Genomic DNA, 23,712 nt, shown 5'->3' on the forward strand with positions numbered 1-23,712 from the left:
TACTCACTTTCACCATCTGCGAGCTCTCTTTGAAAGATGTCACTTCTTACTTACCATTTCATAGCGTTTAGTTTTTTTTTATCTGTGTGTAAGCATATCTAAAAATGAGAATAATGTCAATGCACTTTATGTAATTCTCATAATCAAAAACAGCAAAAACTACAACACTTAAAACGCACACTATCACTTCAATCTTCCTAAATTTTAATAATTATGGTATTATGAGGTTGTTATTAAGATTAAAATCAGATGAGTTTATTCTATACAATGCAATACGTAGGAGGAATATATATGACAAAAAGAAATACAAAAGAAACGTTAAAATCTATTAAACCGAGTCCGATTCGTGCCTTTAATGATAAAATTTCAGGTATCGAAGGCTTAATTAAATTAACCTTAGGTGAACCAGATTTTCCAACACCTCGTTTCATTAAAGATGCAGCAATTCAATCTATCGATAAAAGTTTTAACGGATACAGCCATTCAAAAGGGTTAGCTGAATTACGTGAAACGATTAGCGGTTATTTAAAACGTAAGTACGACCTAGATTACCGTGCTGAAGATCAAATTATTGTAACCGTGGGTGCGACTGAAGCAATTTTCGTTTCACTATATGCATTACTAAACCCTGGTGATAAAGTTGTTGCCGCTGCGCCGAACTATGCCGTTTACAAAACTCAAGTAAACTTAACTGGTGGGGAATTTGTACCGGTAGACGTAACAGAAGATGACTTCATCTTAACGCCAGAACGCTTAGACAAAGTGTTGACTGAAGATAAAGACATTAAAGTCTTATTAATGAACCACCCATCAAACCCAACAGGACATACTTATACAGCTGAGCAAATCGAAGGCCTTGCTGAAGTCGTTAAAAAACATGATATTTGGGTGATTTCAGATGAAATCTATGCAGAGTTAACTTACAAAGGCAAACACGTCTCAGTAGCTAAATATCTTCCAGAACACACTATTTTAATCAATGGTGCATCTAAATCGCATTCTATGACTGGATGGCGTATGGGGATTGTTGCGGGGCCTGCAGATGTCTTAAAACAAATTTTTGTTATTCATCAAGGTGCAATCAATGCGCCAACAACGCAAGCACAATTTGCTGGACTTGCTGCTTACTCAGAAGAAGGAGACGCAGCCATTGAAGAAATGCGCTTAGAATACAAGATCCGTCGTGATTACTTATTGGGCCGATTCCGCGATATGGGCTTCGATGTCTCAACACCGAATGGTGCCTTCTATCTATTCATCAAGATTCCAGATTGGTTTGAAGGCGACGACATGGACTTCTGTCTTAAAGTTGCTCACGAAGCAAAAGTTGGTCTAGTGCCTGGTCAAGCATTCGGTGAAGCTGGTAAAAACTACTTCCGTCTAAGTTATGCTGCAAATCTAGAAAACCTAGAAACAGCCGTTGACCGTATTGAAGCTTTTGTTGAAGAAAATAAACTTAAATAAGTATAGTGATAATTATCAACACCTCCAAGTGATGCTTGGAGGTGTTCTTTGTATTGGTTAATCAGTGGTTAAGTAGAAGAATTATTATTTATTCTTCCGGTTAAACCGATTAAATGGAAGAATATTTTATTATTGTTCTGGTTAAAGTGATTAAATGGAAGAATATTTTATTATTGTTCTGGTTAAAGTGATTAAATGGAACAATTCTCGCCTATTCTTCCAGTTACCACCCGAATCTTTAAAAATCTGCAAAGAAAAAACACACAGCGGACTGTGTGTTTTTATTGTTAATGAAAAACAGTTTGTTGCTTTGTGGCTCTAGAATTGCACTACACCTAAGAGTGTTGCAGCTATTAATGTAATGATACTTGCTGCCCACATAATTGGTAAGTTTGCTTTAATATGCTCACCAATGGTTGTACCAGCCAATGATACCCCAACGTAGTTGGCAGCAACTGTTGGACTGATGTAAGTACCATAAGTACCTGTAATTAAGAATGTAGCAGCAACTGTCGATGCTGAAATTCCAAACGGCTCTACAATTCCGATTACAATTGGAAGTAATGCGAAGTAGAAAGCATCTGTACCAAGAACCATCATTAATGGTACTGAGAATAATGCTAAGAACCAGTGAGTATGTGGTGCGATAAATTCTGGTAATGCGTTAATAATCGTTGTAGCCATTGCTTCAACCATTCCAGAACCTTCAATAACACCAATAAATATACCTACGGCGAATAATGTCATCGTCATAACGATAGCGTTATTACCATATTCTTGGATCTTCTTACCTTGTTCTTTCACTGATCTAAAGTTACCTAGGATTGCGAATGCGTAGGCAACCATGAAGATAAAGTGCATTGGTAAACCAGTATCAATGAATAATAAAGCTAACATAATTAATGTTACAACTAAGTTATAGATATAAAGACCTTTGCTTGTTTTTGGTTCTGCGTCAGCATTATCTGCTAAATCAGCAATATTAATGTTTCCATCAACACCTGAACCTTCACGTTTACGACGTGAGTTAACAACAGCATTCACGATTGCTAATAAGAACATTACAACAACAGCTGGGAAGATAAATGAATACAGATCCGAAACCTCTACCCCTGCAACTGAAGCCGCTCGAATCGTTGGCCCACCCCACGGGATAATATTCATCGCTGACATTAGCCCAACAACTGTTCCTAAAAATACTACTGGACGAACGCCTAACTTATCCATAATTGGTTTGAATGCTGGAATTACAATTAAGTAAGTTGAAGCACCACTACCATCTAAGTGAGATACAACAGCAACTAGTAAAATAGCGATAAAAATCGCAGTGATTTTGTTACCAACTTTACTAATTACAAAATCCACTAACGGGTCGAATAATCCCTGTTCTGACATTAATGTAAAGAACGAGATCGAGAATAAGAACAGAACCGCAGTGTTTAAGATAGACGCCAATCCATCGTTAACGTATAAACTTATGTCCGCAATACTTGCTCCAGAAACTACTGCTGCGATCAGTGGTAAAATGATGAAAGCCATCGGTGGAGACATTTTCTCTCCGATTAAGACAAACATCAATATGATTATGAGTATAAAACCTATTATTGCTAAATTCATTTTTTCCTCCTATATATATATATTATTTTGTGAAACTTCCCCCAAACACTCATTAAGAAACCGTTTACAGTTACATTCTAATATAGTAATACTATTAAAACAATATGCGCACTGTCTTTTAACTGTTCTTTACATGTGTATTATTTCACATAAAACCCAATAGACAATCGCTTATCCTAAAAGGATATTCGCGATTGCTTCTTGTGATTCTTCAATTGAGTGTTTGCGAGAACGAGCACATTCTTTAGCTGGACGGTCGCAAATATAACATTGACGCTTTCCTACTCCAACCTCTTCACGCTTCAAACTGCTTAATTTTCCGTCTTCTAATTTAACAACATCTAAATCAAAGACACGGCCTTTTGAATGCGTTTCTTCAAGTGCCACCATTCTTTTTTTCAATTCAATGCTATCAATATCCACAAAGAAATATGCTTCTGGCCCAGTTGGCAAGTTCAAATCTTCTGAAAACTGAACCGTCACATCGTCTAACTTTGCTTTTATTTCTGTCAGCATTTCTTCAAAGACACCCACTAGATAAAGAGATGTTTTAATATTACCTGGTATATTCAAAGTGACAGATAATAATGAACCCGGAGAATGTTCATTAATAATCTGGGTCTGTCTAAATGCACGTTTTTCACGTGCATCCAACATCTCCATTAAACTCACTTCCGGGCCATTAAATACTTCTTCCTTATACATTGCGAACAACGTCGATCATCGTACCATCACGGTATTGAATTAAAGCAACGTCTTTCTCTCCATATTCAATTGGTTGAGGTGTTCCTACAATTGCATAAGCTTTCTCTTTTAATTCTTCAATTGTAAATTGTGGAACATCAACGTTCTTGAAGTGTTCTACTAAGTCTTGACGTTCTGGGTTAATTGCGATACCAATTTCAGTAACAACTACGTCAACACTTGAACCTGGTGTAATCACAGTGTTAACTTGTTCAACCACTGTAGGTATTCTTCCTCGAACTAATGGTGAAATAACTAATGACATCTTACTTGATGATGCTGTATCTGGGTGACCACCAATGGCTCCACGGATTACTCCGTCTGATCCCGTTACAACGTTAACGTTGAAGTCTGTATCAATTTCTAGTGCTGATAAGATACATACGTCAAGCTGGTTAATTGCAGCACCTTTAAATAATGGTGAAGCATAGAAAATTGCGTCAATTTCCGTATGCTCAGGATTACGTCCTAATGATTCTCCTGATGGTGCATCGAAGTCTTGAACATCAATTAATTTATCTACTAAACCTTCTTCATGTAGCTCCACCATTGCATTTGTAATACCCCCTAATGCAAAACTAGCTGTGATATTCTCTTTAATCATATCTTCACGCAAGTAACGCGATACAGCTAATGATGCACCACCTGTACCTGTTTGGAATGAGAATTTATCTTTAAAGTATGGTGAGTTCGTAATCACTTGGTTAGCGTATTTCGCGATAACTAATTCTTTAGGATTTTGTGTGAAACGAGTTGCCCCTTTAGCAATCCCTGAAGGATCTCCGATAGCATCAACTTCAACAACATAGTCAACATCTGTTTGAGGAATGCTAATTGGTGTATTTGGATAAGGCATTAATGAGTCTGTAATGGCTACAACGTTGTCTGCATATCTTGCATCCACTTTCGCGTAACCTAACGAGCCACAAATTGCTTTACCTTTAGTACCATTTATATTTCCATAGGCATCTGAACTTGGCGCACCTATGAAGGCAACATCAATTTTGATTTCGCCTGATGCAATTGCTTGTGCACGTCCACCATGAGAACGTAGTACAACTGAGTTTTTCATAATTCCGTCTGAAACTGTTGCTCCGACTTTATCACGTAAACCACTTGATGTAATGTTTGTGACTACACCATTTTTAATGTGTTCGATTAATGGCTCATGAACGTTAGCAATTGAACTTGGTGCAATCGTTAAATCTTTAATTCCCATTGCTGCAATCTCATCCATGACCATGTTTAGTACATAGTCACCTTCACGGAAGTGGTGGTGGAAAGAAATTGTCATACCGTCTTTAAGTCCTGTTTTTTCAATCGCTTCACGTAAGCTACCTACTAATTTGTCATCACCTAGTTTAATAGGATTGATTTTACGGATAGACTCTTCATATTGTTTGCTGTATTTAGATTCTTCTCCATAAGCACCGTATTGATCAACAATATGTTGTGGAATATCGCGACCGACTGTATTCTTAACCATAATTATAGTTCCTCCTCTGTAATGATATTCGCTGCTTTAGCTAAAGCAATCACACGCTCAGCACGTTCAACGATTGGCTTATCAACCATTTTTCCGTTAACAGAGATAACCCCTGAACCTTTTTCTTCAGCTTCTTGAATTGCCCAAATAATTTCTTTTGCATTGTCAATTTCTTTTTGAGTTGGTGCGTATTCATCATGAACAATTGGAATTTGACGAGGGTTGATAATTGATTTTCCATCGAAACCTAATTGTTTAATACGTTGTACTTCATTTCTGAAGCCTTCTTCGTTATCTACGTCTGAATAAACAGTATCTAAAGCTGCAATACCTGCATCTCTCGCTGCATGTAGAATGAAGCTACGTGCGAAGAATAATTCTTCTCCAGTGGCACTTCTTTCAGTCTTCATGTTTGTCACGTAGTCTTCTGCTCCTAGAGCAATACCGATTAAGCGGTCTGACGCGTGGGCAATCTCACGTACATTTAAAATACCTGTAGCGGATTCGATCGCAGCCATAATATTTGTTGTACCCACTTCGATGCCGTTTTCTCTCTCAACTCGTTCGATAACAGCTTCGACGTCTTTGATTTCTTGTGCATTTTCAGTTTTTGGTAAACGAATCACGTTCACGCCACCTAATACTGATGCTTCGATATCCTGATCTCCACCAGCTTTTAAATCGTTAATACGAACAACCGTTTCAACGTTACTATAGTCAATATTTTTTAATGCATTATGTACTAACATACGTGCAGTATCTTTCTCGTTCAATGATACAGCATCTTCTAAATCAAACATTACTGCATCTGAGCCGTATAAAGGTGCATCTCTAAGCATTGCTGCGTTAGCACCAGGCACAAACATCATCGTTCTTCTTAAACGCTCCATGTTGCAATCTCCTTCCAGTTAAATGTAGTTTCATCAGCAGCGCGGTAAACAGCTGCAATTGTTCTTGCTTGAACGGTACAATCTAATGCACCTTGGTCAACAGCCGTTACTTTTGCGTTTTCCACTCCAAGTTTTTCTAAAGTTTCTTTGATGACTTTACGGATTTGTGCTCCGAATTGTTTCTCTACACTACTTTCTAGTTCAATCACGATACCATTATCTGATTGAGCCACAGTGACCATAATGTCAGATGACTCTACTGTCCCTGCGACACCATTTTGTTTAATTTCCATCTTTTTCACCTCAAATTTATTTTTTGTTTTGAATATAGTCGTACGTTGTACTTGGAACTAAATTTTTAATGCTTTCTGGATGACCTTCCGAAAGTGCTTGACGTACTTTCGTTGCACTAATCACTTCACCTTCTACTTCTAATCTTGGAATAATTTCTAATTCCAAATCATCTTGAAAAACTTCGCTCATACTTTCGTTATAAATCTCTGTTACGCGTGAATAGGGCTCTTTACCGACGAGGCGGTGTTTGATATTAAGAATCGGAGCCACTCTTTCTTTAAATAACGTAGCATCAACCGTTGCTTGAATTCGTGCGACACTTTCTTGAGCACGATCTCGCAAGAAGTACGATGGGAATGTTGCCGAAGAGACCATATAATCATTCGTTGGTAAGACAATGACATTTGACATGTCAGCGGTTGCACGTTTTACCAACATCATTCGCTCCTCATCATTAAATTCAGAACGATCTTCAGACAGAACGAATACATACACGTAATCACTTTGTTTGGCTGTTTCTTCTATTAAGTGAAGGTGTCCATTAGTAATCGGGTTGGCGTTCATAACAACTGCGCCATTGTTTCCTTCTTTTTTATGATTACTTAACATAGATAAGTAATCTTCAAAATTAGGATGACCAAATTCCATGAAGGTAACATTCGACGTCTCTACAATCTTATTAAAGCCTAGTGATTTAAAGTAAACACTATTCTTTGGACATGTATAGACGAAATAATGATTTGAGCCATTACTTCTTAGTTGATCCATTAGACGGACAACAATATCCGTCAGAAAGTTTTCTGATTGATAGTCTGAATGAACGGCTACACATTTAATAACGTTGCCAGCATATGAACCAGTAGCAAGGAGATCATCACCTTTATAAATACCGACTGTATAATCGGTCTGTTCCTGAGTGCTTAAGTTGGAAGTTTCTAATAAATCTTCCCAATCTTTGCGTGCACTTTGGCTTCGATGAATCCATAAACGTTTCGTTGTATACACTATCATCTTCCTTTTTTATTGACTAAAAGTTCTATTGCCTGCCCCAAACCAATATTGTATGAAGAAAATCATTTATTTCTTCATTCTACTATTCATTATATATTAATTTTATTAATCGTGTTGTTTTTCCCCTGTATTTTATAATTCTAATCCTTATGCTGCCTAACATGTTAACGTTATCAGTCGATTAGAATGTTATTCTGATGTAAATATTATGACAGAACAAACCTGTAAAACAGCTGCATTGAATTTACTTCTTCTATATGAAGCCGTTTTAATTAGGCATTTATATAAGGTTTTTTAGAGGTATATTTAGTCTTGTTTTTATTTTATGCAAAAATTTATACGCAAAAAAAACACCATTAGAACAGTATTTTCCCAAAAAAGAATTTCATTCCAAGGTGTTTTCGCTTACAATAAAGATAAATATAACTTATGAGAAAGGTTGATATATATATGGTTGAAGTACGTATTAATGAAACCGTCTTGAGAGATGCGCATCAAAGTTTGATGGCAACGCGCATGTCGACAGAAGATATGCTTCCAATTATTGAGAAAATGGACTCGGCGGGATATTACGCACTTGAATGTTGGGGGGGTGCAACTTATGACTCAGCGATTCGTTTCTTAGATGAGAATCCATGGGAACGACTACGCGAAATTCGTAAACGTACGCCGAATACGAAATTGATGATGTTACTTAGAGGTCAAAACTTAATCGGTTACCGTCACTATGCTGATGATGTTGTTGATAAGTTTATTCAAAAGGCTGTTGAGAACGGCATTGATATCTTCCGAATCTTCGATGCGTTAAACGATTCACGTAATGTTCGCGCTTCACTTGAAGCAGTTAAGAAATACGGTGCACATGCACAATTAGCAATTGCATATACAACAAGTGATGTTCATACCGTTGAGTATTACACAAAACTAGCAAAAGAATACAACGATATGGGTGCTGACTCAATCTGTATTAAAGACATGGCTGGTATCTTAACTCCGGCTGTTACTCGTGAATTAATTCCAGCGATTAAAGCTGTGATTGATGTGCCATTAAACTTACACACGCACGCAACAAGTGGTGTGTCACAAATGACTTACTTAGCTGCTGTTGAGAATGGCGTTGATATTATTGATACAGCGATTTCTCCATTAGCTGAAGGAACAAGTCAACCACCTACTGAATCAATGGCATTAACATTAGAAGAATTAAATATTAATACACACTTAAACATTGATACTTTAGAAGAAATTGCGGACTACTTTAAAGGCATTCGTGATAAATATTTAGCAGACGGAACATTAGACAGTAAAATGATGTTCGCTGATCCTAAAGCTTTAATTTACCAAGTTCCTGGTGGTATGTTATCGAACTTAAACTCACAACTCCGCCAAGCAGGTGCTTTAGATAAATACGATGCTGTACTTAACGAAGTTCCTTCTGTTCGTGAGGACATGGGCTTCCCACCACTTGTAACACCCTTAAGTCAAATGGTTGGAACACAAGCGGTATTCAACGTCTTAGCTGGAGAACGCTACAAGATGGTGCCTAACGAAATTAAGGACTACTTAAAAGGCTTATATGGTAAATCTCCTGCACCAGTGGATGAGGAATTCCGTCGCTCAATTATCGGTGACGCAGAAGTCATCGAAACGCGTCCAGCAGATCGTTTAGAGCCAGAGTTCGAAAAACTTAAAGCTGAATTAGGCGACCTAGGTAAAAATGATGAAGACGTATTAACTTATGCTTTATTCCCACAAGTGGGTCAGCAATACCTAGAAAGAAAATATCAACCTAAACCAGTAGCGGGAGAAACAATTAAGATTCAAGCACGCTACGGTCAATAAAGAGTCGATGAACGAAGGAGGAATTTAATTAGATGGAATCAATCAGTATTATGGACGGTTTGATGTTAACTATCGTTTCCATGCTTACAGTATTTTCAGTACTACTAGTTCTTTGGGGACTAACAGAAATGATTGCAAAGTTTGTTAACGGAAGTGATAAAGCCGAACCTGCACCTGCAGCAGCTAAACCAGCACCTGCAGTAAACACAAACAACTTAGCACCAAACAAAAAGCATCAACAAGTTGCTGAATTAGTTGCCTTAGCACTAGCGTCAGAAGATGAGCCAAACAAGAAGTTAGAAATCCAAGAATCAAAACGAATTAAATAATCGGAGGATATAAATCATGAAAAAATACGAAATCGAAATTAACAATGAAGTATACCGCGTATCGGTAAAAGAATTACCTGCTGATGCAGATATGTCAACGGGTCAAACTGCTGCTCCTGCTACTCAAGAAACACAAAGTGCTCCAGCCCCTGCTGCAGCATCAGCCGGAACAGAAATTAACGCACCTATGTCTGGAACTATCTTAAAAGTTGCTGTCACACCAGGTCAATCAGTTGCTCAAGGGGATACATTAATCGTCTTAGAAGCTATGAAGATGGAGAACGAAATTGTTGCTCCTGCTGATGGTGTTGTTGGTTCAATTAGTGTCAGTCAAGGTGACAGTGTACAATCTGATCAATTACTACTGACTATATAGGAGGTATTCGTTTACATGTTAGACACAATCAATGAACTTATACAAACTTCCGGGTTTTTAAGTGTAACTATACAAGAAATCATCGTCATTATGTTGGCTTTGGTTTTAATCTTTTTAGCCGTTTCTAAAAACTATGAACCATATTTATTAATTCCAATTGGATTCGGTATGTTACTAGCTAACTTACCTCTGACGGGATTAATGGATCCTGCTACTGCAATAGAGAATGGTGGATTGCTTCATTACTTATATCAAGGGGTCGGGCTCGGAATATTCCCACCACTGATCTTCCTCTGTTTAGGAGCATCTACTGACTTTGGTCCGCTTATTGCGAATCCAAAAACATTATTATTAGGTGGAGCTGCTCAATTCGGTATCTTCGCTGCATTCTTCGGTGCTTTAGCCTTAGGTATGACGCCAAGTGAATCTGCTGCGATTGGTATTATTGGGGGAGCAGATGGCCCAACAGCTATCTATATTTCTTCTCAATTAGCTGAGCATATCTTGCCAACAATTGCGATTGCTGCTTACTCATACATGGCGCTTGTTCCAATTATTCAACCGCCAATTATGCGTGCATTAACAACTGAAAAAGAAAGAACAACTGTTATGACGCAAGCACGTCCAGTATCACAAAAGGAAAAAATCATTTTCCCAATCGTTGTTACTTTATTCGTGAGTTTACTAATTCCTTCAGCAGCATCATTAGTTGGGATGTTAATGTTAGGAAACTTAATTCGTGAAAGTAAAGTTGTACCGTTAATCACAACAACTTTAGAGAATTCAATGATGTATATCGTTACAATTCTTTTAGGTATTTCAGTAGGTGCTTCAGCAGATGCCGCTACATTACTATCATTTGATACAATCAAAATTATTTTCTTAGGTCTATTCGCCTTTGTTATTGGTACGACAAGTGGTGTCCTTATGGGTAAACTGATGTACAAACTAACAAATGGTAAAGTGAATCCCTTAATTGGTTCTGCAGGTGTTTCTGCTGTACCGATGGCTGCACGTGTTGCACAGTCTGAAGGGATTAAAGCAAACCCTAATAACTACTTATTAATGCACGCAATGGGACCAAACGTAGCTGGAGTTATCGGATCAGCTGTTGCAGCTGGTATCTTACTAAGCTTCTTTGGATAATCAATGTAACAAATGTGTTTATAACGAAGGTATACTTTTAACAAAGTGCACCTTCGTTTTTTTAGTATTTTGTATTTATGTATGTTGAATTGAAGCTATTACCATAGCTTATTGAATTTCAACTCAAATAAGTATACAATTCAAGTGCATTGTTTAATGACACATTTTGTCCTTTGAAAAGAGTAATATATAATTTAGGAGGTATACAATGGATTCTACAGTTGAAGCCGTTAAGGCAAATTTAGATATCAATTCCAATCAAACGTTAAAAGTTTCTGTCTATCACGCATTTAAGCGTACCATTATCTTAGGTGAAATTCCCGCACGTGAGCGTATTAATGAATCCGTTTTCTCAGAAGAAATGAACATTAGTCGAACTCCTATTCGCTATGCGCTCGAACAACTCTTAAAAGAAGAACTGGTTGAGCATGTTCCGGGTATCGGGATGATTGTTAGAGGGATTAGTATTAAAGATGCATATGAAATTTATGATATTCGTAAAGCACTCGACACACTTGCCTTTACGAAAGCTATGCACCTGATGACCGAGGAGGATTTCGATGAACTTGAGCGCCATTTACAAAGCGGGGATAGCATTCAGACAAAAGAATCTGATGACCGAATTGATAACCTAATTAATAATTTCTCTGGGTTTAATGCTTATGTTTATGAAAAGTCACAGATGCGTCGTCTACCGAAAATTATTGATGAGCTGCAAGCCTATCTCGTTTACTTTAGAGAATTATCCATTCGTTCAGAAGTTCGCAGTAAAATTGCACTAGAAGAGCACTTCTTAATCTTAAGAGGGATGCGAAAGAAAGATGTTGAAACAATGACCATGCTTATTCATGAGCATCTCGATCATTCATTGAAGTTTATTATTGAAAATATGGAGAATCGTAATATTGGATAATGTACACTCAATCCATCATCGCATTCCCCGTCTCGCAACGAAAGCTTTGATGTATGAGGTTTCTTTATCACCTAAACCAGGTTTAGTGGATCGTTTCAATAATGGTTCGCATCGAGATATGAACTATTACACGTTTATTGATAGCGTAATGTCTTTTGAACCTTTCTTTAAGCAGTATTATGACTTAGGGAGAAGTTTGCATCAAACAGAAGATTTAAGTGAATTATTTAACGGCTCAAGACGTATTGGGATTAATGCGGAAATCGCTATGTTTGAAGCAACGCATGGTATTAATACTCATAAAGGTGCTAACTTTTCATTCGCCCTTTTACTTGTAGCTGTAGGTTATATTATTGAGCGTAAGCAGTTATCGACTTGGTCAGCTTCTCATACAACCGAAGCGTTTCAATTGATTCGTTTAATGACCAAAGATATCTTACTGAAAGATTTTGATGATGTGCATACAAGAGAAAAACTATCTCATGGCGAGAGATTGTATATTGAACATGGCATTACGGGGATTCGTGGCGAAGCAGTTAGTGGCTACCCTATCTTACAAGATGTGTTGATGCCCTATTTACGTAGTTTAGATGATCCAATACTAGAACATAATTTATTAAAAGCATTGCTACTCATCATGGGACACATTGAAGACGGCAATATTATTCACCGGGGTGGGTTCGAAGCTTGGGAAACCATTAAGATGGAAGCACTTACTTTATTTAATGATCCTAATGAGCCGAGCGAATTTCTAGAAGCGCTGCACGAATATGACCAAGTGATGATTGAACGACATCTGAGTCCTGGTGGAGCGGCGGATGCTTTAGCTTTAGGTATCTTCTTGTCTCTATTAGAACAAGCAGATTTTTAATACAGCGCCCTTCTTCCTTAGTGAGCTATATTTTCTAACAAAAATACAGTATAATGAAGATATAATTGGAAACAATTAAATAAAGGATAACAGAGTAAAAAATAAGCGTGAAGTGTTCTTAGATGGGATGTTGCTAAGAAACGAAACTTGGTTCACTGAACTAGGTGCGATTTATTTTTGCATTCGCTGCATATCACTGTGTGGCTCTCTGTGAAAGAGGAGAGTATTTATATGAACAAGAAGGTAGACGTCGAGCAGAACATTAGACCAAGGAAAGTTACAACGTCGCAGTTAACTTTAATGGCGGTTATGATCGCCGCAAGGATTGTCTTAAGTTTCATTCCGTCTTTAAATTTCGGTAACTTAGCTGAAATCGGCCTTGGCTTTGTCGGTACAGCTTTTAGTGGGATTTTATTTGGTCCCTTTTTCGCTTTGCTCGTTTCAACAGTGACAGACTTAATCACTTTTTTCATTAGTGGGAGTGGGTTCTTTTTCCCTGGCTTCACGTTAAGTGCCGCTTTAGGTGGATGGATTTACGGCTGGGTTCTATGGCGTAAGCCAATCAGTTGGAAACGTGTGTTTGTTGCGGTTTTACTCGTGACATTAATTATCAATTTAGGTTTGAATTCCGTGTGGATTCGCATGATGTATGGCCGAGCATGGGCTGCTTTCATGCCAATGAGAATTGTTAAAAATCTTATCTCATTACCAATTAACACGATTATATTAACGTTCCTATTCAAGTCACCAACCATCGAAAAACTCATTAAAAAATATCAATTTTAAAAACATTCAATAAAAACCCTCTGTCTAGCGTGCGAGCCCAGTGATTACTGGCACGTTGGACAGAGATTTTTTGTTTTTTTACATAAAAATCCTTTATAATATAAGGAACAAGTAATCAGGAAAGGTGATAGTATGGTTAAAAAAATTGCAATTATTGGTGGGGGTATTGTCGGTTCAACGGCGGCTTACTATTTAGCGCGGTCTGGTCACACAGTCACAGTCTTTGACCACGGAGTTGGCCAAGCTACGCGTGCTTCTGCAGGTATTATCTGCCCTTGGTTCTCTTTACGTCGGAATAAGCCTTGGTACTTTCTAGTATCTAAAGGGGCTGAGTTTTATCATCAGTTTATGCAAGATTTGAAAGATGATGGTTATAATACAGACGCCATCTATCAAATCGATGGTACGATCATGATTCGAAATACAGATAAACGCGTTCAAAAAGACCTTGATCAAGCAGAAGCGAAACAAGAAGCTTCACCTTCAATTGGAGAAGTTAAGAAACTTTCAACAGAAGATATCTCGGATTATTTACCTTTAATTGAATCGGATCATCCAGCGACGTGGGTTGAAGGTGGGGGTCGCGTTCATGGTGATGCCCTTATTGATACACTTCACCAAGCAATTCAAGACTTAGGTGGGAAAATCATTCGTGAAAAAGCCCAACTTAAGAAAGAAAGTGGGGATATCTACATTTCTACCCCTTCGGTGGCTAAGCATAATTTTGACCGCTTACTTCTTTCTCCTGGTCCTGGTTTAACAAACTTATTAGAACCTCTAGGATACAAGGTTGATATTCGTGCTCAAAAGGGTCAACTCTTTGTGCTTAAACATACTGACTGGGTTGACCAACATTGGCCAGTGATCATGCCTCCAGGACAAAGTGATATCATCCCATTCAATAATGGTGAAATTATCATTGGTGCAACACACGAAGATGACCAAGGCGACAACTTAGATGTTGATGAAGCTGTGCTACATGAATTACGAGATGAAGCTAGAAAATGGATGCCAAGTGTTGATGACCATGACATCGTTGAATCTAAAGTAGGAACACGGGCGCATACGTCAGATTTCTCAGTGCTTGTTGGTGTAGTACCAGACTTAGACAATGTCTGGGCAATCAGTGGCTTAGGATCATCTGGTCTAACAAGTGGGCCATTCTTAGGCTATCAGTGGGCAAAACTCGTTGAAACTGATGCTTGGGACATTGATAAAGAGGCTTTTCCGATTGAAAAATACATTCAAGCAAATGACGCTCAATAGTCAGCTCACCCTGCCAAGATAAGTAATTCTTATAATCACATGATTAGAGTTTTAATTGAAAACGTGGTATATTTGAATTAGCAATTTATTTTATTATTATCCTTGAGGAGGATGTTCTTATGTGGAAAGAGTTTAAAGGCTTTATTGCGAACGACAGCATTATCACTATGGCAACCGGTATTATTATGGGTTCTGCATTTACTGCAATTGTTAATTCATTAGTTAACGATATTTTCATGCCGATTATTGTGGCAGTCACAGGTCAAGCAGATGTATCCGGTGTTGCTATTTCAATTGGTAACACTGAATTAGCTGTTGGGTTATTCTTACAAGCTATTATTAACTTTATCTTAGTGGCTTTATTCTTATACTTAACACTTAAAGCGTTAGAGAAAGTACAAAATAAAAAAATCGTTGCTCCAGACGAAGAACCTGCTGGACCAACTGAAACTGAATTATTAGAAGAAATTTTAGGAGAATTACGTAAAAAATAATTCTTTAGACATTAAAACTCAGGCAACCTGTTAAATTAACAAGGTGCCTGAGTTTTTTGCTTTTATTCATTCTTCTGGTTGCGAAAATCCACTACACCAGATAAGGCTGCGAAGATCATAGCTGCAATCGGCCAAATGAACCAACTGCGTCCCCAATCCGCTGTGATAAAACTATAACCAAGGAAGATCGCTGTCACCAAAGGCCAATAGATACCGGCTAGACGTTCAACTACTTCACTTTCCTCATCCTCTGGCTGACGGTGATTAAGTAATGTATTCAAACTGCCCCAATAAATTCCTGTAGAAATCAACATATAGATAGCCATAGAAACCACCGCGAAGAAAATCCCTACAACATAACCAATATGGTCTTCCGCAAAACTAGGAAATAACAGGTTAATGATAATGATTGGAAGTACGCTCACTATGATTAAACCAACGCCAAAGGATAATTGTCGCGTATGAATCGGACGATAATTGTCTATCTCTTTCTCAACAAATCCACGAACACCGAACTCCAACTCAAAAGCTTCTTCTAAAAACGCAAAGTTTTGCATACGCATACTCGCAAAGATCATCACACCGACACCTAAGGCTACAAGTAAGAACAGCGCACTAATTCCAATCGCTTCACTGACATTCTCTGGAATTATTCGAAGCATCGATGGTGTTGTTAAAGTCACAATCGGAATGACACTACTTATTAGTAGCACAACCCCTATACCAATTCGATGAGCAAAATCTGACTTCTCTTCTAAGTATTCTTTAGCTGTATTCAGTGACACAGACACATAATCTGCTTTTGGCAACTCGGGTTCAGCTGCTACTTCCTCTTCTGTTTCTAAACTTTCATCATCATCATTTAAGAGATAATCGGTTGTGACACCAAAAAGTTTTGAGAGTTTAAGGACTTTGTTTAAATCGGGTGTCGCTTGATTGCCTTCCCACTTTGAGACTGACTGACGACTGACATTCAACTTTTCAGCTAGATCCTCTTGCGTCATATTATATCTCTTTCGCAAGTGGATAATTTTGTCTGCTAATATCATAAATAACACTCCTTATGTTCTGTATTCATCTTTCTTTTCCTACCCTTATTATCTCTCAAATGATAGTTGCAAACTATACAGTGCACTGTATAATTGCGCAACTAGCGGTTGCAAATGGCTACATATTAGCATTTCTTTCCTATTAACAATATATACTTAATTCCTGAATAATTCATACCTCTAATTTCAGAGGCTGTTTTATCAATATTGTTATATTTTCTTTATCGTTTTCCATTTTCTATCCTAATTATTTATTTTTTTCGGTCTACTTAATTATTTTGAGACTTTTCACTTTTTGAACTCAAATTTTAGGCGCACTTCTCCCTGGGCCATTTGAACTTTTTAAAAATCAGGTTCTTTAAATGTACTGCCGAATCCTTTGGATTTTCCTGAATACGGCATAAAACTCTCGCTGATAAACATGAGAAATCGATAGTTTTAAATACATTTGTCTTGCAGTGCTGACTAGTTTTCCAGCCACTTTGAATAGACGGAAACGGATTGTGTCCACTTGGAGTCCTTTCGATTTTGGCTCAAAACACAAGGTGCGTAAGAAGTTAACCAGATTGTACGCCAACAGGCTAATCATCATGCGGGCCTCGTTTTCAATGAATCTAGGACTATCTGTTTTATCAAAGAAGAAGCTGTTCTTGGCTTCTTTAATGTAGTTTTCCATGGTACCGCGTTTATTGTAGGTTTCAAACACTCTTTTAGCTGAGATGTTTTCTGAGAAATTCGTGACAATAAAGGAATGCTTAAAAAGGAGTTCGCCTACTTCTCGAGTTGAACGAATACACACTCGACGCGGTTTGAACCATGAAGCTGCTTGGTAGGAAACCGAATGATAATAGACTTCTTTTTCATCCCAAGGATGATGGTTATCATAGAACACAAACTCTTCCGCTAAACGATATAAATTCCTATTGGCCTTTAGCCGAATGACATACTGATTTTCGTATAAGTCGCATAAATCATAAACATCCGGTGTCGCGAAACCACTGTCTCCACGAACGAGAATATCAGTGGTTGGAATCGTTTGGTTATAATGTTCCAATAACGGTTCAAGAAATTCTTTGACCCCGTTGGAAGTGTATTGATTTCCTGATCGAAGCTTGGCTTTTAAAAAGTCGCCAGTCAAGCCGTCAAATGCCACTAAAGGATGGTAGCCATTCGTTCCATAATGGGCGTTGTAAGCAGTTTGTTCTTGATGACCAAAGGTATCCGAATGGGTAGAATCTAAATCGATAATCATATTTGTATCGTTGCGAACCAGACGGGCTTTGTCAATTAACGCTTGATTGAATACTTGAAGCGTCTTAATTGTCTCACCTTCTACACGATCATAGAGTCGAGAGATTGAGGATTGAGAAGCCAGCGGCTCATCGGTTAAGAGCGTCTGTAATACCGGATCATGCTGTAGAATATTTGCAGCAGAGTCGGTGTTATAACCGGCTACAATTTGCAGCACTAACTGTTTTAAAAGCTTATGATTCGTATGCGTCCAATATTTTCAACTGTCGTTAAATCGAACAATCTTTTTAGAGAGCTGAGTAAATTGGAAAGCATCCATTAATTCATCGATTAAAATCAAACCAGAATCACTTGATAAACGACCACCATCATGAGAAACGATTAAGTTACTGTTGAATTTCACTGCATTTTCTTGTAAAGTAACCATTGAGAGAACCCCTTTCTATGGTTGTTTGTAGTGAATTAACCATATCAGAAAGTGGTTCTTTTTTCATCACCTAATGGGTGATGAAGTAAGTTGCTTTAAATACTATTAAATTAATGTTTAAAAACAATATTAGTAAAACTATGAATTATTCAGGCTAAATATTAGTTCATCTGTTATTATTTATGCTTTTAATTTTTTCTTGCATAACTTTTAGCCTAGCCAAGCCAGCTTCAATCATCTTAGATTTTTCTTCTAAGTAGTTTACTTTATTATCTAATAGTTGGATGATTTCTTGATAATCATCATGTGTCATTGAGTAGATTTCATCAATTGATTGATATTTTTCATCAATATCAACAAGCAACTTTATTTCAGAAAGCGTAAAGTCTAAACCTTTTAATTGTTTAATTTGTTCTATTCTTTCTAAATCATGATCTGCATATTCTCTGGAATAACTTTCCCTATTAGGTTTCACAAGTCCTAATTTTTCATAAAACCTAATTGTATCTTTTGATAAACCAGATAACTTAGTAATATCTTTTGTTTTCATTTTGATTACCTTTCTCTTGACATAGACCTTACTCCATCTTTTAAGATAAGTATAACAAATAGTAAAGGAGAATTTCATGATTTTATTTAGAATATTTATTTTTTTGTATGGTTTACTTACTGTAATTGCTGTTGGGGAAGAAGTTAAGGTTGAACAATTCAATTGGTCGCATCCAATCTATATTTTGTTAAGTCTTTGCTTAATGATATTTGCGGTAAAAACTGATCCAGAATGGCTATTGTATTTTGGATTGATTGCTCTTATCATTTTTGCAGTATTCATGGGAGTGACAACAAACTCTTTTCACTGGATACATCTGATTGTCCGATTAATCACTTCAATTACGCTTATATTCGTATGGAATTGGTTGAAATAAGATAACTAATGATTGTTGAATAAATCAATTGTTAGATGTTATCTTACCTAAATTATGAAAAGTTTCTAAAAATTCAGGTAAAACACTAATTTAACAGTGTTTTACCTGATTTCTTGTTATTTTCAGTTTCTTACTATTGCTTGTGTTATATGTAACTATTATAAAATAAATGCTTATTACAGGGAAAGTATTAACCACTTAAAGTATCTTTTTCAATAATTCAAAAGAACGTTTGAGTTCCATTTTTTTGTAATATAATCCAAATAAAAGGAGACATGGATTGAAACATTACACTATAAAACAAGTGAATGCACTTGAATATCAAATTTTACAAAAGTTTCTTTATGAGGCATTATTTCAACCGGATCCCAAGAATCTCTTTCCATTTTCGATTGTCGAGACAGCAGAACTCAATAAATATATTGATAAATTTGGCCAATTGATAGGCGATTATGCCATTGCAAGTTATGATGGAGAAAATCCAATTGGCTTAGTTTGGGTACGACTTGTTGAAGGCTATGGGCATGTGGATAGTAAAACTCCAGAATTGAATATCTCTATCCTATCCCCATATCGTGGTAAGGGGATAGGGCGTACATTATTACAGAGTATGTTCCAATTACTAAAAGACAAAGACTACAAACAAGTATCGTTATCTGTGCAAAAGGCTAACCGAGCTTTGACGTTGTATCTAGCGCTAGGCTTCGAAATTTATACCGAGGATGAAGAAACGTTTACAATGATTTATTCATTGATTAATAATGATTAACTAGACTACCTCGAGTCCAGTTTGCTTTTTGTTTATAAGAAGTTTAATATGGGTAGATGATTAAGAAAAGAGGTTATTGTATGCATGATTTTGTCGCCTTAGACGTTGAAACGGCCAATCAGAATCGTTATACGATTTGTTCCATCGGGATGGTACGTTTCAAATATGGGGAAATACTGGACAGTTATTACCTACTGATTAATCCAGATGAAAGTTTCTCATTGGCGAATATTCATGTTCATGGCATTCAAGAGCATGAGGTCATTTCTTCGCCGAGATTTTATGATATAACTAAACAAATTGAAGATTTTATTGGAGGGCGACCGGTTGTTGCTCATAATGCAACGTTTGATATGGGCGCTTTGAAAGATAATTTTAATCGCTATGGTTTAGAAATACCTGCCTTTAAATATGCTTGTTCATATCAACTTGCAAGGGCAGTGCGTAAGAACTTTTATAATTATAAATTAAGTACGATTGCGAATTACTATGGCATACCTTTAACGCATCACGATGCTTTATCAGATGCTAAAGCGGCAGGGCTTATTGTATCTAAGTTTATACATGAAAATCGGTTTTCAAACTTAGATCAATTAGTTAGACCTGAATAATTCATACTTCTAAAATTTAAGTTATTTTCACAGTTCTTTTTCAATTTTGCTGTGTTTTGTAATTTTTTCGGATGTTTTAAAATTTCCCGAAATTTTTCCGTGCTGAAAAACATGAATTAATTTTAACCAACCAGATTTTGGGCGCACTTCACCCTTGACACCCTTATTTGTTTTTTTAAATAATAGCTTTTTAAATATATTGCCGAATCCTTTGGATTTGCCTGAACACAGCATAAAACTCTCGCTGATAAACATGCGAACTTGATAATTTTAAATACATTCGCCTGGCAGTAGTGACCAGTTTTCCCGCCACTTTAAACAATCGAAGGCGAATCGTGTTTACTCGTAGTCCTTTCCATTTTAAATCAAAACAGATGGTGCGTAAGAAGTTAACGATGTTGTAAGCCAGTAGGCTAATCATCATACGTGCTTCATTTTCAAGGAATTCAGGATTATCCGTCTTATCAAAAAAGAAACTGTTTTTTGCTTCTTTAATATAATTTTCCATCGTACCACGCTTGTTGTAAGTTTCAAACACTCGTTTGGCAGAGACGTTTTTTGAGAAGTTCGTGACAATAAAGGCATGGCGAAAAAGTAATTCGCCGACTTCTCGTGTTGATCGGACACAGACCCGGCGAGGTTTTGTCCATGAAGCGGCTTGATAAGGCACATTCTGATAGTAAACTTCTTTTTCATCCCATGGATGATTATTATCATAGTACACAAATTCTTCAGCTAAACGAGTCAAGTTTCGATTGCTTTTTAACCGAATGACATACTGATTTTCGTACAACTCACATAAATCATAAATAGCTGGGGTTGCGAATCCACTATCCCCACAAACGAGGATATCTGTCGTAGGCACCGCTTGGTTATAATGTTCCAATAAAGGTTCAAGAAACTCTTGACTCCATTGGAAGTATATTGATTTCCTGACCGAAGTTTTGCTTTCAAAAAGTCTCCGGTCAGCCCGTCAAAGGCCACCAAAGGGTGGTAACCATTCGTTCCATAATGGGCGTTGTAGGCAGTTTGTTCTTGATTGCCGAAAGTATCCGAATGTGTTGAATCTAAATCGATAATCATATTGATGTCATTGCGGACTAACCGTGCCTTATCAATTAATTTTTGATTGAAGACCTGTAAACTACGAATTGTTTTTTTCGTTATGCGATCAAAGAATCGGGAGATAGACGATTGAGAAGCAAACGGCTCATCAGATGCCAGTGTTTGTAAGACTGGATCAGCTTGTAAAATATTTGCCGCTGAATCTGTGTCATAACCGGCTATAATCTGTAAAACGAGCTGCTTTAAAATCTTATCAATCGTATGGGTCCAGTACTTACGCCCCTCATCAAACGTCACTATATTTTCAGAATATTTAGTGAATTGGAATGCATCCATCAATTCGTCGACGAGCACCAATCCAGAATCACTGGATAAACGACCACCTGTATGAGAGACATGTAAATTATTATTGAATTTTGCTACTGTTTCTTGTAAAGTATCCATTGAGAGAGCCCCTTTCTGTTGTTGTTGTAATGAACTAACCATATCAGAAAGGGGTTCTTTTTACATCACCTAATGGGTGCTGAAGCAAACAAATATAAAAGTGATAAAGTCAACGTTAACATAGCTTTTTAGAAAAACTATGAATTATTCAGGTTAAATTAGTCTGTTTGATAATTTTAACGAAAATTACAAGCTAAATCGTGGTCATTGATAATCCCAATAGCTTGAAGGTATGAGTAAATTGTGACACTGCCAATAAATTTAAACCCGCGTTTCTTCATATCTTTTGTCACTGCATCACTTAAGGGGCTTTGAGTAGGCCGTTCCTCATCTAATTGACTCACGACTTGCTCACCTGAAACAAAGCCCCAGATGTAAGCATCAAATGTGCCAAACTCTTCTTGAACTTTCATAAAAGCTCGTGCATTCGCAATCGTAGCTCTTATCTTCCCTTTATGACGAATAATTCCTGCATCATTTGAAAGACGTTCAATGTCTTCTTCACCGTACTCAGCGATTTTTTCATAGTCAAAGTGATCAAAGGCGTTTATAAAGTTCTCTTTTTTGGATAAGACGAGTTGCCAGGATAAGCCGACATGAAAGCTTTCCAATATTAACCATTGAAATAACAATTGATCGTCATGTTCCGGCACTCCCCAGATATGATCATGGTATTCCACATAATAATCTGGTTTGCCCGCAATCCATTCACAGCGTTTGATTTCAGTCACTTTTTCCACTCCTTTTAATAAAAAATATCGAACAAACCAATCGCAATTAATAAGATGATAAAGGCATAATTCAGCTCGCTAGTAAGTAAAATATAAGCTATATATTCACGAACAATTGAGAATGGCCATAAATACGATGGTGTACCTGCGCCTTGATAGTAGGCTTTAAAGTGACTTTGGCGCGCAATATAGGTCGCCCGCATCAAGTGAAAGCGGCTCGTAATGACCGCCACTTTCCCGGACAGGCGATGTTCTTTAATTAGCTCATTGGCGAATTTAAAGTTTTCATCCGTATTTTTCGCTCGTGGTTCTAATAAGATATCTTCGGCTGGGATTCCTTTTTGAATTAAATAATTCTCCATCCCCTCAGCTTCTGAATACGTTGACTGATGCTGAGGACCGCCGGTAACAATAATTGTGATTTTTGAATGAGTTCGGCTCTTCTGTCTATAATACATTTGAATTGCCTCGTCTAACCGTCGTCTCAAGACATTCGTCACATTATCTATGTCATCTAACTGACTTCCTAAGACTAGTAAAATCGTTGCTTGCTTCCCTCTCGACCACAAACTAATCGCAAAATTTAGCGTAATATAGCACAGAAACGTCCCGACAAAGTAAATCGATAAGTAAATATAAATACCAATAATTTCTTGGATTTGTATATCATTCAAGCGTAACATTGCCCAAATCGTTGCCCCGACAAAGACAAGCAAGGTAAAAGCTAGGATAAGATTAAAAATCGTCCTTGAAATCTTCGGTGAAGGTTGTCGGACGGTCTGATTAATTGCTAAGATCGCAATCAGTAATAAGACAAACGGCACTGCCGCAATGAAAAAGCCACTAATAATATATAAAAAATATCGAAACATAAAGACAGGTGTCCAATTACTTTGTAAAACCAAGCCCA

The 23,712-nt window shown here is 37.2% G+C and carries 23 protein-coding genes, 2 pseudogenes, 1 riboswitch and 1 other annotated feature (1 of these 27 only partly in view); of the genes and pseudogenes, 13 read left to right on the forward strand and 12 right to left on the reverse strand.

The features are described from left to right. Positions 1 to 71: a binding site (T-box leader), on the reverse strand; it reaches 189 nt to the left of the window's first position. A 220-nt stretch (positions 72 to 291) separates the two neighbouring features. Next, positions 292 to 1,464: an aminotransferase class I/II-fold pyridoxal phosphate-dependent enzyme gene (locus ACEN31_RS00550; RefSeq protein ID WP_407089789.1), complete on the forward strand. Its 1,173-nt coding sequence runs from the start codon at positions 292 to 294 to the stop codon at positions 1,462 to 1,464. Positions 1,465 to 1,782: 318 nt separating this feature from the next. On the opposite strand, the gene ACEN31_RS00555 is transcribed toward ACEN31_RS00550, so the two are convergent. The 6 genes from ACEN31_RS00555 to citC all read right to left on the reverse strand — a co-directional run bounded on the left by ACEN31_RS00555 (position 1,783) and on the right by citC (position 7,506). Then, positions 1,783 to 3,081 (reverse strand): SLC13 family permease, encoded by a 1,299-nt coding sequence (locus ACEN31_RS00555; protein ID WP_407108293.1) that lies wholly within the window; start codon positions 3,079 to 3,081, stop codon positions 1,783 to 1,785. A gap of 171 nt (positions 3,082 to 3,252) precedes the next feature. Then, positions 3,253 to 3,786 (reverse strand): citrate lyase holo-[acyl-carrier protein] synthase, encoded by a 534-nt coding sequence (gene citX / locus ACEN31_RS00560; protein WP_407108294.1) that lies wholly within the window; start codon positions 3,784 to 3,786, stop codon positions 3,253 to 3,255. After that, on the reverse strand, positions 3,779 to 5,311 hold the full coding sequence (gene citF / locus ACEN31_RS00565; RefSeq protein ID WP_407108295.1) for a citrate lyase subunit alpha: 1,533 nt from the start codon (positions 5,309 to 5,311) through the stop codon (positions 3,779 to 3,781). The genes citX and citF overlap by 8 nt, the downstream gene beginning before the upstream one ends. Positions 5,312 to 5,313: 2 nt before the next feature. Next, the gene (citE, locus tag ACEN31_RS00570) at positions 5,314 to 6,201 is read right to left on the reverse strand and encodes a citrate (pro-3S)-lyase subunit beta (protein WP_138403877.1); all 888 of its coding nucleotides are present in this window, start codon (positions 6,199 to 6,201) and stop codon (positions 5,314 to 5,316) included. Continuing rightward, on the reverse strand, positions 6,189 to 6,494 hold the full coding sequence (gene citD, locus ACEN31_RS00575) for a citrate lyase acyl carrier protein (protein WP_218930095.1): 306 nt from the start codon (positions 6,492 to 6,494) through the stop codon (positions 6,189 to 6,191). Before citD ends, citE begins: the two co-directional genes overlap by 13 nt. A 16-nt stretch (positions 6,495 to 6,510) precedes the next feature. Next, complete coding sequence (gene citC, locus ACEN31_RS00580) at positions 6,511 to 7,506, reverse strand: [citrate (pro-3S)-lyase] ligase (protein ID WP_407108296.1); 996 nt, start codon at positions 7,504 to 7,506, stop codon at positions 6,511 to 6,513. A gap of 450 nt (positions 7,507 to 7,956) precedes the next feature. Between citC and ACEN31_RS00585 the strand changes: the two genes are divergently transcribed. The 9 genes from ACEN31_RS00585 to mscL all read left to right on the forward strand — a co-directional run bounded on the left by ACEN31_RS00585 (position 7,957) and on the right by mscL (position 15,529). Next, the gene (locus ACEN31_RS00585) at positions 7,957 to 9,348 is read left to right on the forward strand and encodes an oxaloacetate decarboxylase subunit alpha (RefSeq protein WP_407108297.1); all 1,392 of its coding nucleotides are present in this window, start codon (positions 7,957 to 7,959) and stop codon (positions 9,346 to 9,348) included. Between the two features lie 32 nt (positions 9,349 to 9,380). Then, positions 9,381 to 9,677 carry an OadG family protein gene (locus tag ACEN31_RS00590; protein WP_138403881.1) on the forward strand — a complete coding sequence of 99 codons (297 nt, stop codon included), beginning with the start codon at positions 9,381 to 9,383 and terminating at the stop codon, positions 9,675 to 9,677. A gap of 16 nt (positions 9,678 to 9,693) precedes the next feature. Next, the gene (locus tag ACEN31_RS00595; protein WP_407108298.1) at positions 9,694 to 10,053 is read left to right on the forward strand and encodes a biotin/lipoyl-containing protein; all 360 of its coding nucleotides are present in this window, start codon (positions 9,694 to 9,696) and stop codon (positions 10,051 to 10,053) included. Positions 10,054 to 10,068: 15 nt separating this feature from the next. Beyond that, complete coding sequence (locus ACEN31_RS00600; RefSeq protein ID WP_407108299.1) at positions 10,069 to 11,199, forward strand: sodium ion-translocating decarboxylase subunit beta; 1,131 nt, start codon at positions 10,069 to 10,071, stop codon at positions 11,197 to 11,199. 208 nt (positions 11,200 to 11,407) lie between these two features. Beyond that, positions 11,408 to 12,112: a GntR family transcriptional regulator gene (locus ACEN31_RS00605; RefSeq protein ID WP_407108300.1), complete on the forward strand. Its 705-nt coding sequence runs from the start codon at positions 11,408 to 11,410 to the stop codon at positions 12,110 to 12,112. Then, positions 12,105 to 12,983: a triphosphoribosyl-dephospho-CoA synthase CitG gene (citG, locus tag ACEN31_RS00610; RefSeq protein WP_407089780.1), complete on the forward strand. Its 879-nt coding sequence runs from the start codon at positions 12,105 to 12,107 to the stop codon at positions 12,981 to 12,983. Before ACEN31_RS00605 ends, citG begins: the two co-directional genes overlap by 8 nt. 88 nt (positions 12,984 to 13,071) lie before the next feature. Further along, positions 13,072 to 13,174: riboswitch (THF riboswitch) on the forward strand. A gap of 40 nt (positions 13,175 to 13,214) precedes the next feature. Further along, positions 13,215 to 13,769 (forward strand): folate family ECF transporter S component, encoded by a 555-nt coding sequence (locus tag ACEN31_RS00615; protein WP_407108301.1) that lies wholly within the window; start codon positions 13,215 to 13,217, stop codon positions 13,767 to 13,769. A gap of 132 nt (positions 13,770 to 13,901) precedes the next feature. Beyond that, entirely contained in the window at positions 13,902 to 15,035 is a 1,134-nt protein-coding gene (locus ACEN31_RS00620; RefSeq protein ID WP_407094750.1) for an NAD(P)/FAD-dependent oxidoreductase, read from the forward strand. Between the two features lie 119 nt (positions 15,036 to 15,154). After that, a complete protein-coding gene (gene mscL / locus ACEN31_RS00625) occupies positions 15,155 to 15,529 on the forward strand; it encodes a large conductance mechanosensitive channel protein MscL (RefSeq protein WP_407089777.1) in 375 nt (124 codons plus the stop codon). A 62-nt stretch (positions 15,530 to 15,591) separates the two neighbouring features. Here the strand turns inward: mscL and ACEN31_RS00630 are convergent, their stop codons facing one another. From ACEN31_RS00630 to ACEN31_RS00640, 3 genes and pseudogenes are all read right to left on the reverse strand, one after another. After that, positions 15,592 to 16,578, reverse strand: coding sequence for a helix-turn-helix domain-containing protein (locus ACEN31_RS00630; protein ID WP_407108302.1), 987 nt, complete (start codon positions 16,576 to 16,578; stop codon positions 15,592 to 15,594). A gap of 358 nt (positions 16,579 to 16,936) precedes the next feature. Then, positions 16,937 to 18,256, reverse strand: a pseudogene (locus ACEN31_RS00635) (IS1380 family transposase). 166 nt (positions 18,257 to 18,422) lie between these two features. Continuing rightward, positions 18,423 to 18,806 (reverse strand): MerR family transcriptional regulator, encoded by a 384-nt coding sequence (locus ACEN31_RS00640; protein WP_407090317.1) that lies wholly within the window; start codon positions 18,804 to 18,806, stop codon positions 18,423 to 18,425. A 76-nt stretch (positions 18,807 to 18,882) separates the two neighbouring features. Between ACEN31_RS00640 and ACEN31_RS00645 the strand changes: the two genes are divergently transcribed. The 3 genes from ACEN31_RS00645 (at position 18,883) to ACEN31_RS00655 (ending at position 20,562) form a co-directional block, all read left to right on the forward strand. Beyond that, on the forward strand, positions 18,883 to 19,182 hold the full coding sequence (locus ACEN31_RS00645) for a hypothetical protein (RefSeq protein ID WP_153861772.1): 300 nt from the start codon (positions 18,883 to 18,885) through the stop codon (positions 19,180 to 19,182). Positions 19,183 to 19,462: 280 nt separating this feature from the next. Then, positions 19,463 to 19,951 carry a GNAT family N-acetyltransferase gene (locus ACEN31_RS00650; protein WP_407090318.1) on the forward strand — a complete coding sequence of 163 codons (489 nt, stop codon included), beginning with the start codon at positions 19,463 to 19,465 and terminating at the stop codon, positions 19,949 to 19,951. Positions 19,952 to 20,031: 80 nt separating this feature from the next. Continuing rightward, complete coding sequence (locus tag ACEN31_RS00655; protein WP_407090319.1) at positions 20,032 to 20,562, forward strand: 3'-5' exonuclease; 531 nt, start codon at positions 20,032 to 20,034, stop codon at positions 20,560 to 20,562. Between the two features lie 190 nt (positions 20,563 to 20,752). Here the strand turns inward: ACEN31_RS00655 and ACEN31_RS00660 are convergent. The 3 genes and pseudogenes from ACEN31_RS00660 to ACEN31_RS00670 form a co-directional block, all read right to left on the reverse strand. Beyond that, a pseudogene (locus ACEN31_RS00660) lies at positions 20,753 to 22,113 on the reverse strand (IS1380 family transposase). Between the two features lie 134 nt (positions 22,114 to 22,247). Beyond that, the gene (locus ACEN31_RS00665) at positions 22,248 to 22,793 is read right to left on the reverse strand and encodes a DNA-3-methyladenine glycosylase I (protein ID WP_407108314.1); all 546 of its coding nucleotides are present in this window, start codon (positions 22,791 to 22,793) and stop codon (positions 22,248 to 22,250) included. Positions 22,794 to 22,816: 23 nt separating this feature from the next. Then, entirely contained in the window at positions 22,817 to 23,674 is an 858-nt protein-coding gene (locus tag ACEN31_RS00670) for a YdcF family protein (protein WP_407108303.1), read from the reverse strand. Positions 23,675 to 23,712 lie beyond the last annotated feature (38 nt).

The sequence above is a fragment of the Ruoffia sp. FAM 26255 genome (genome assembly GCF_045528525.1).
GTDB lineage: Bacteria > Bacillota > Bacilli > Lactobacillales > Aerococcaceae > Ruoffia > Ruoffia tabacinasalis.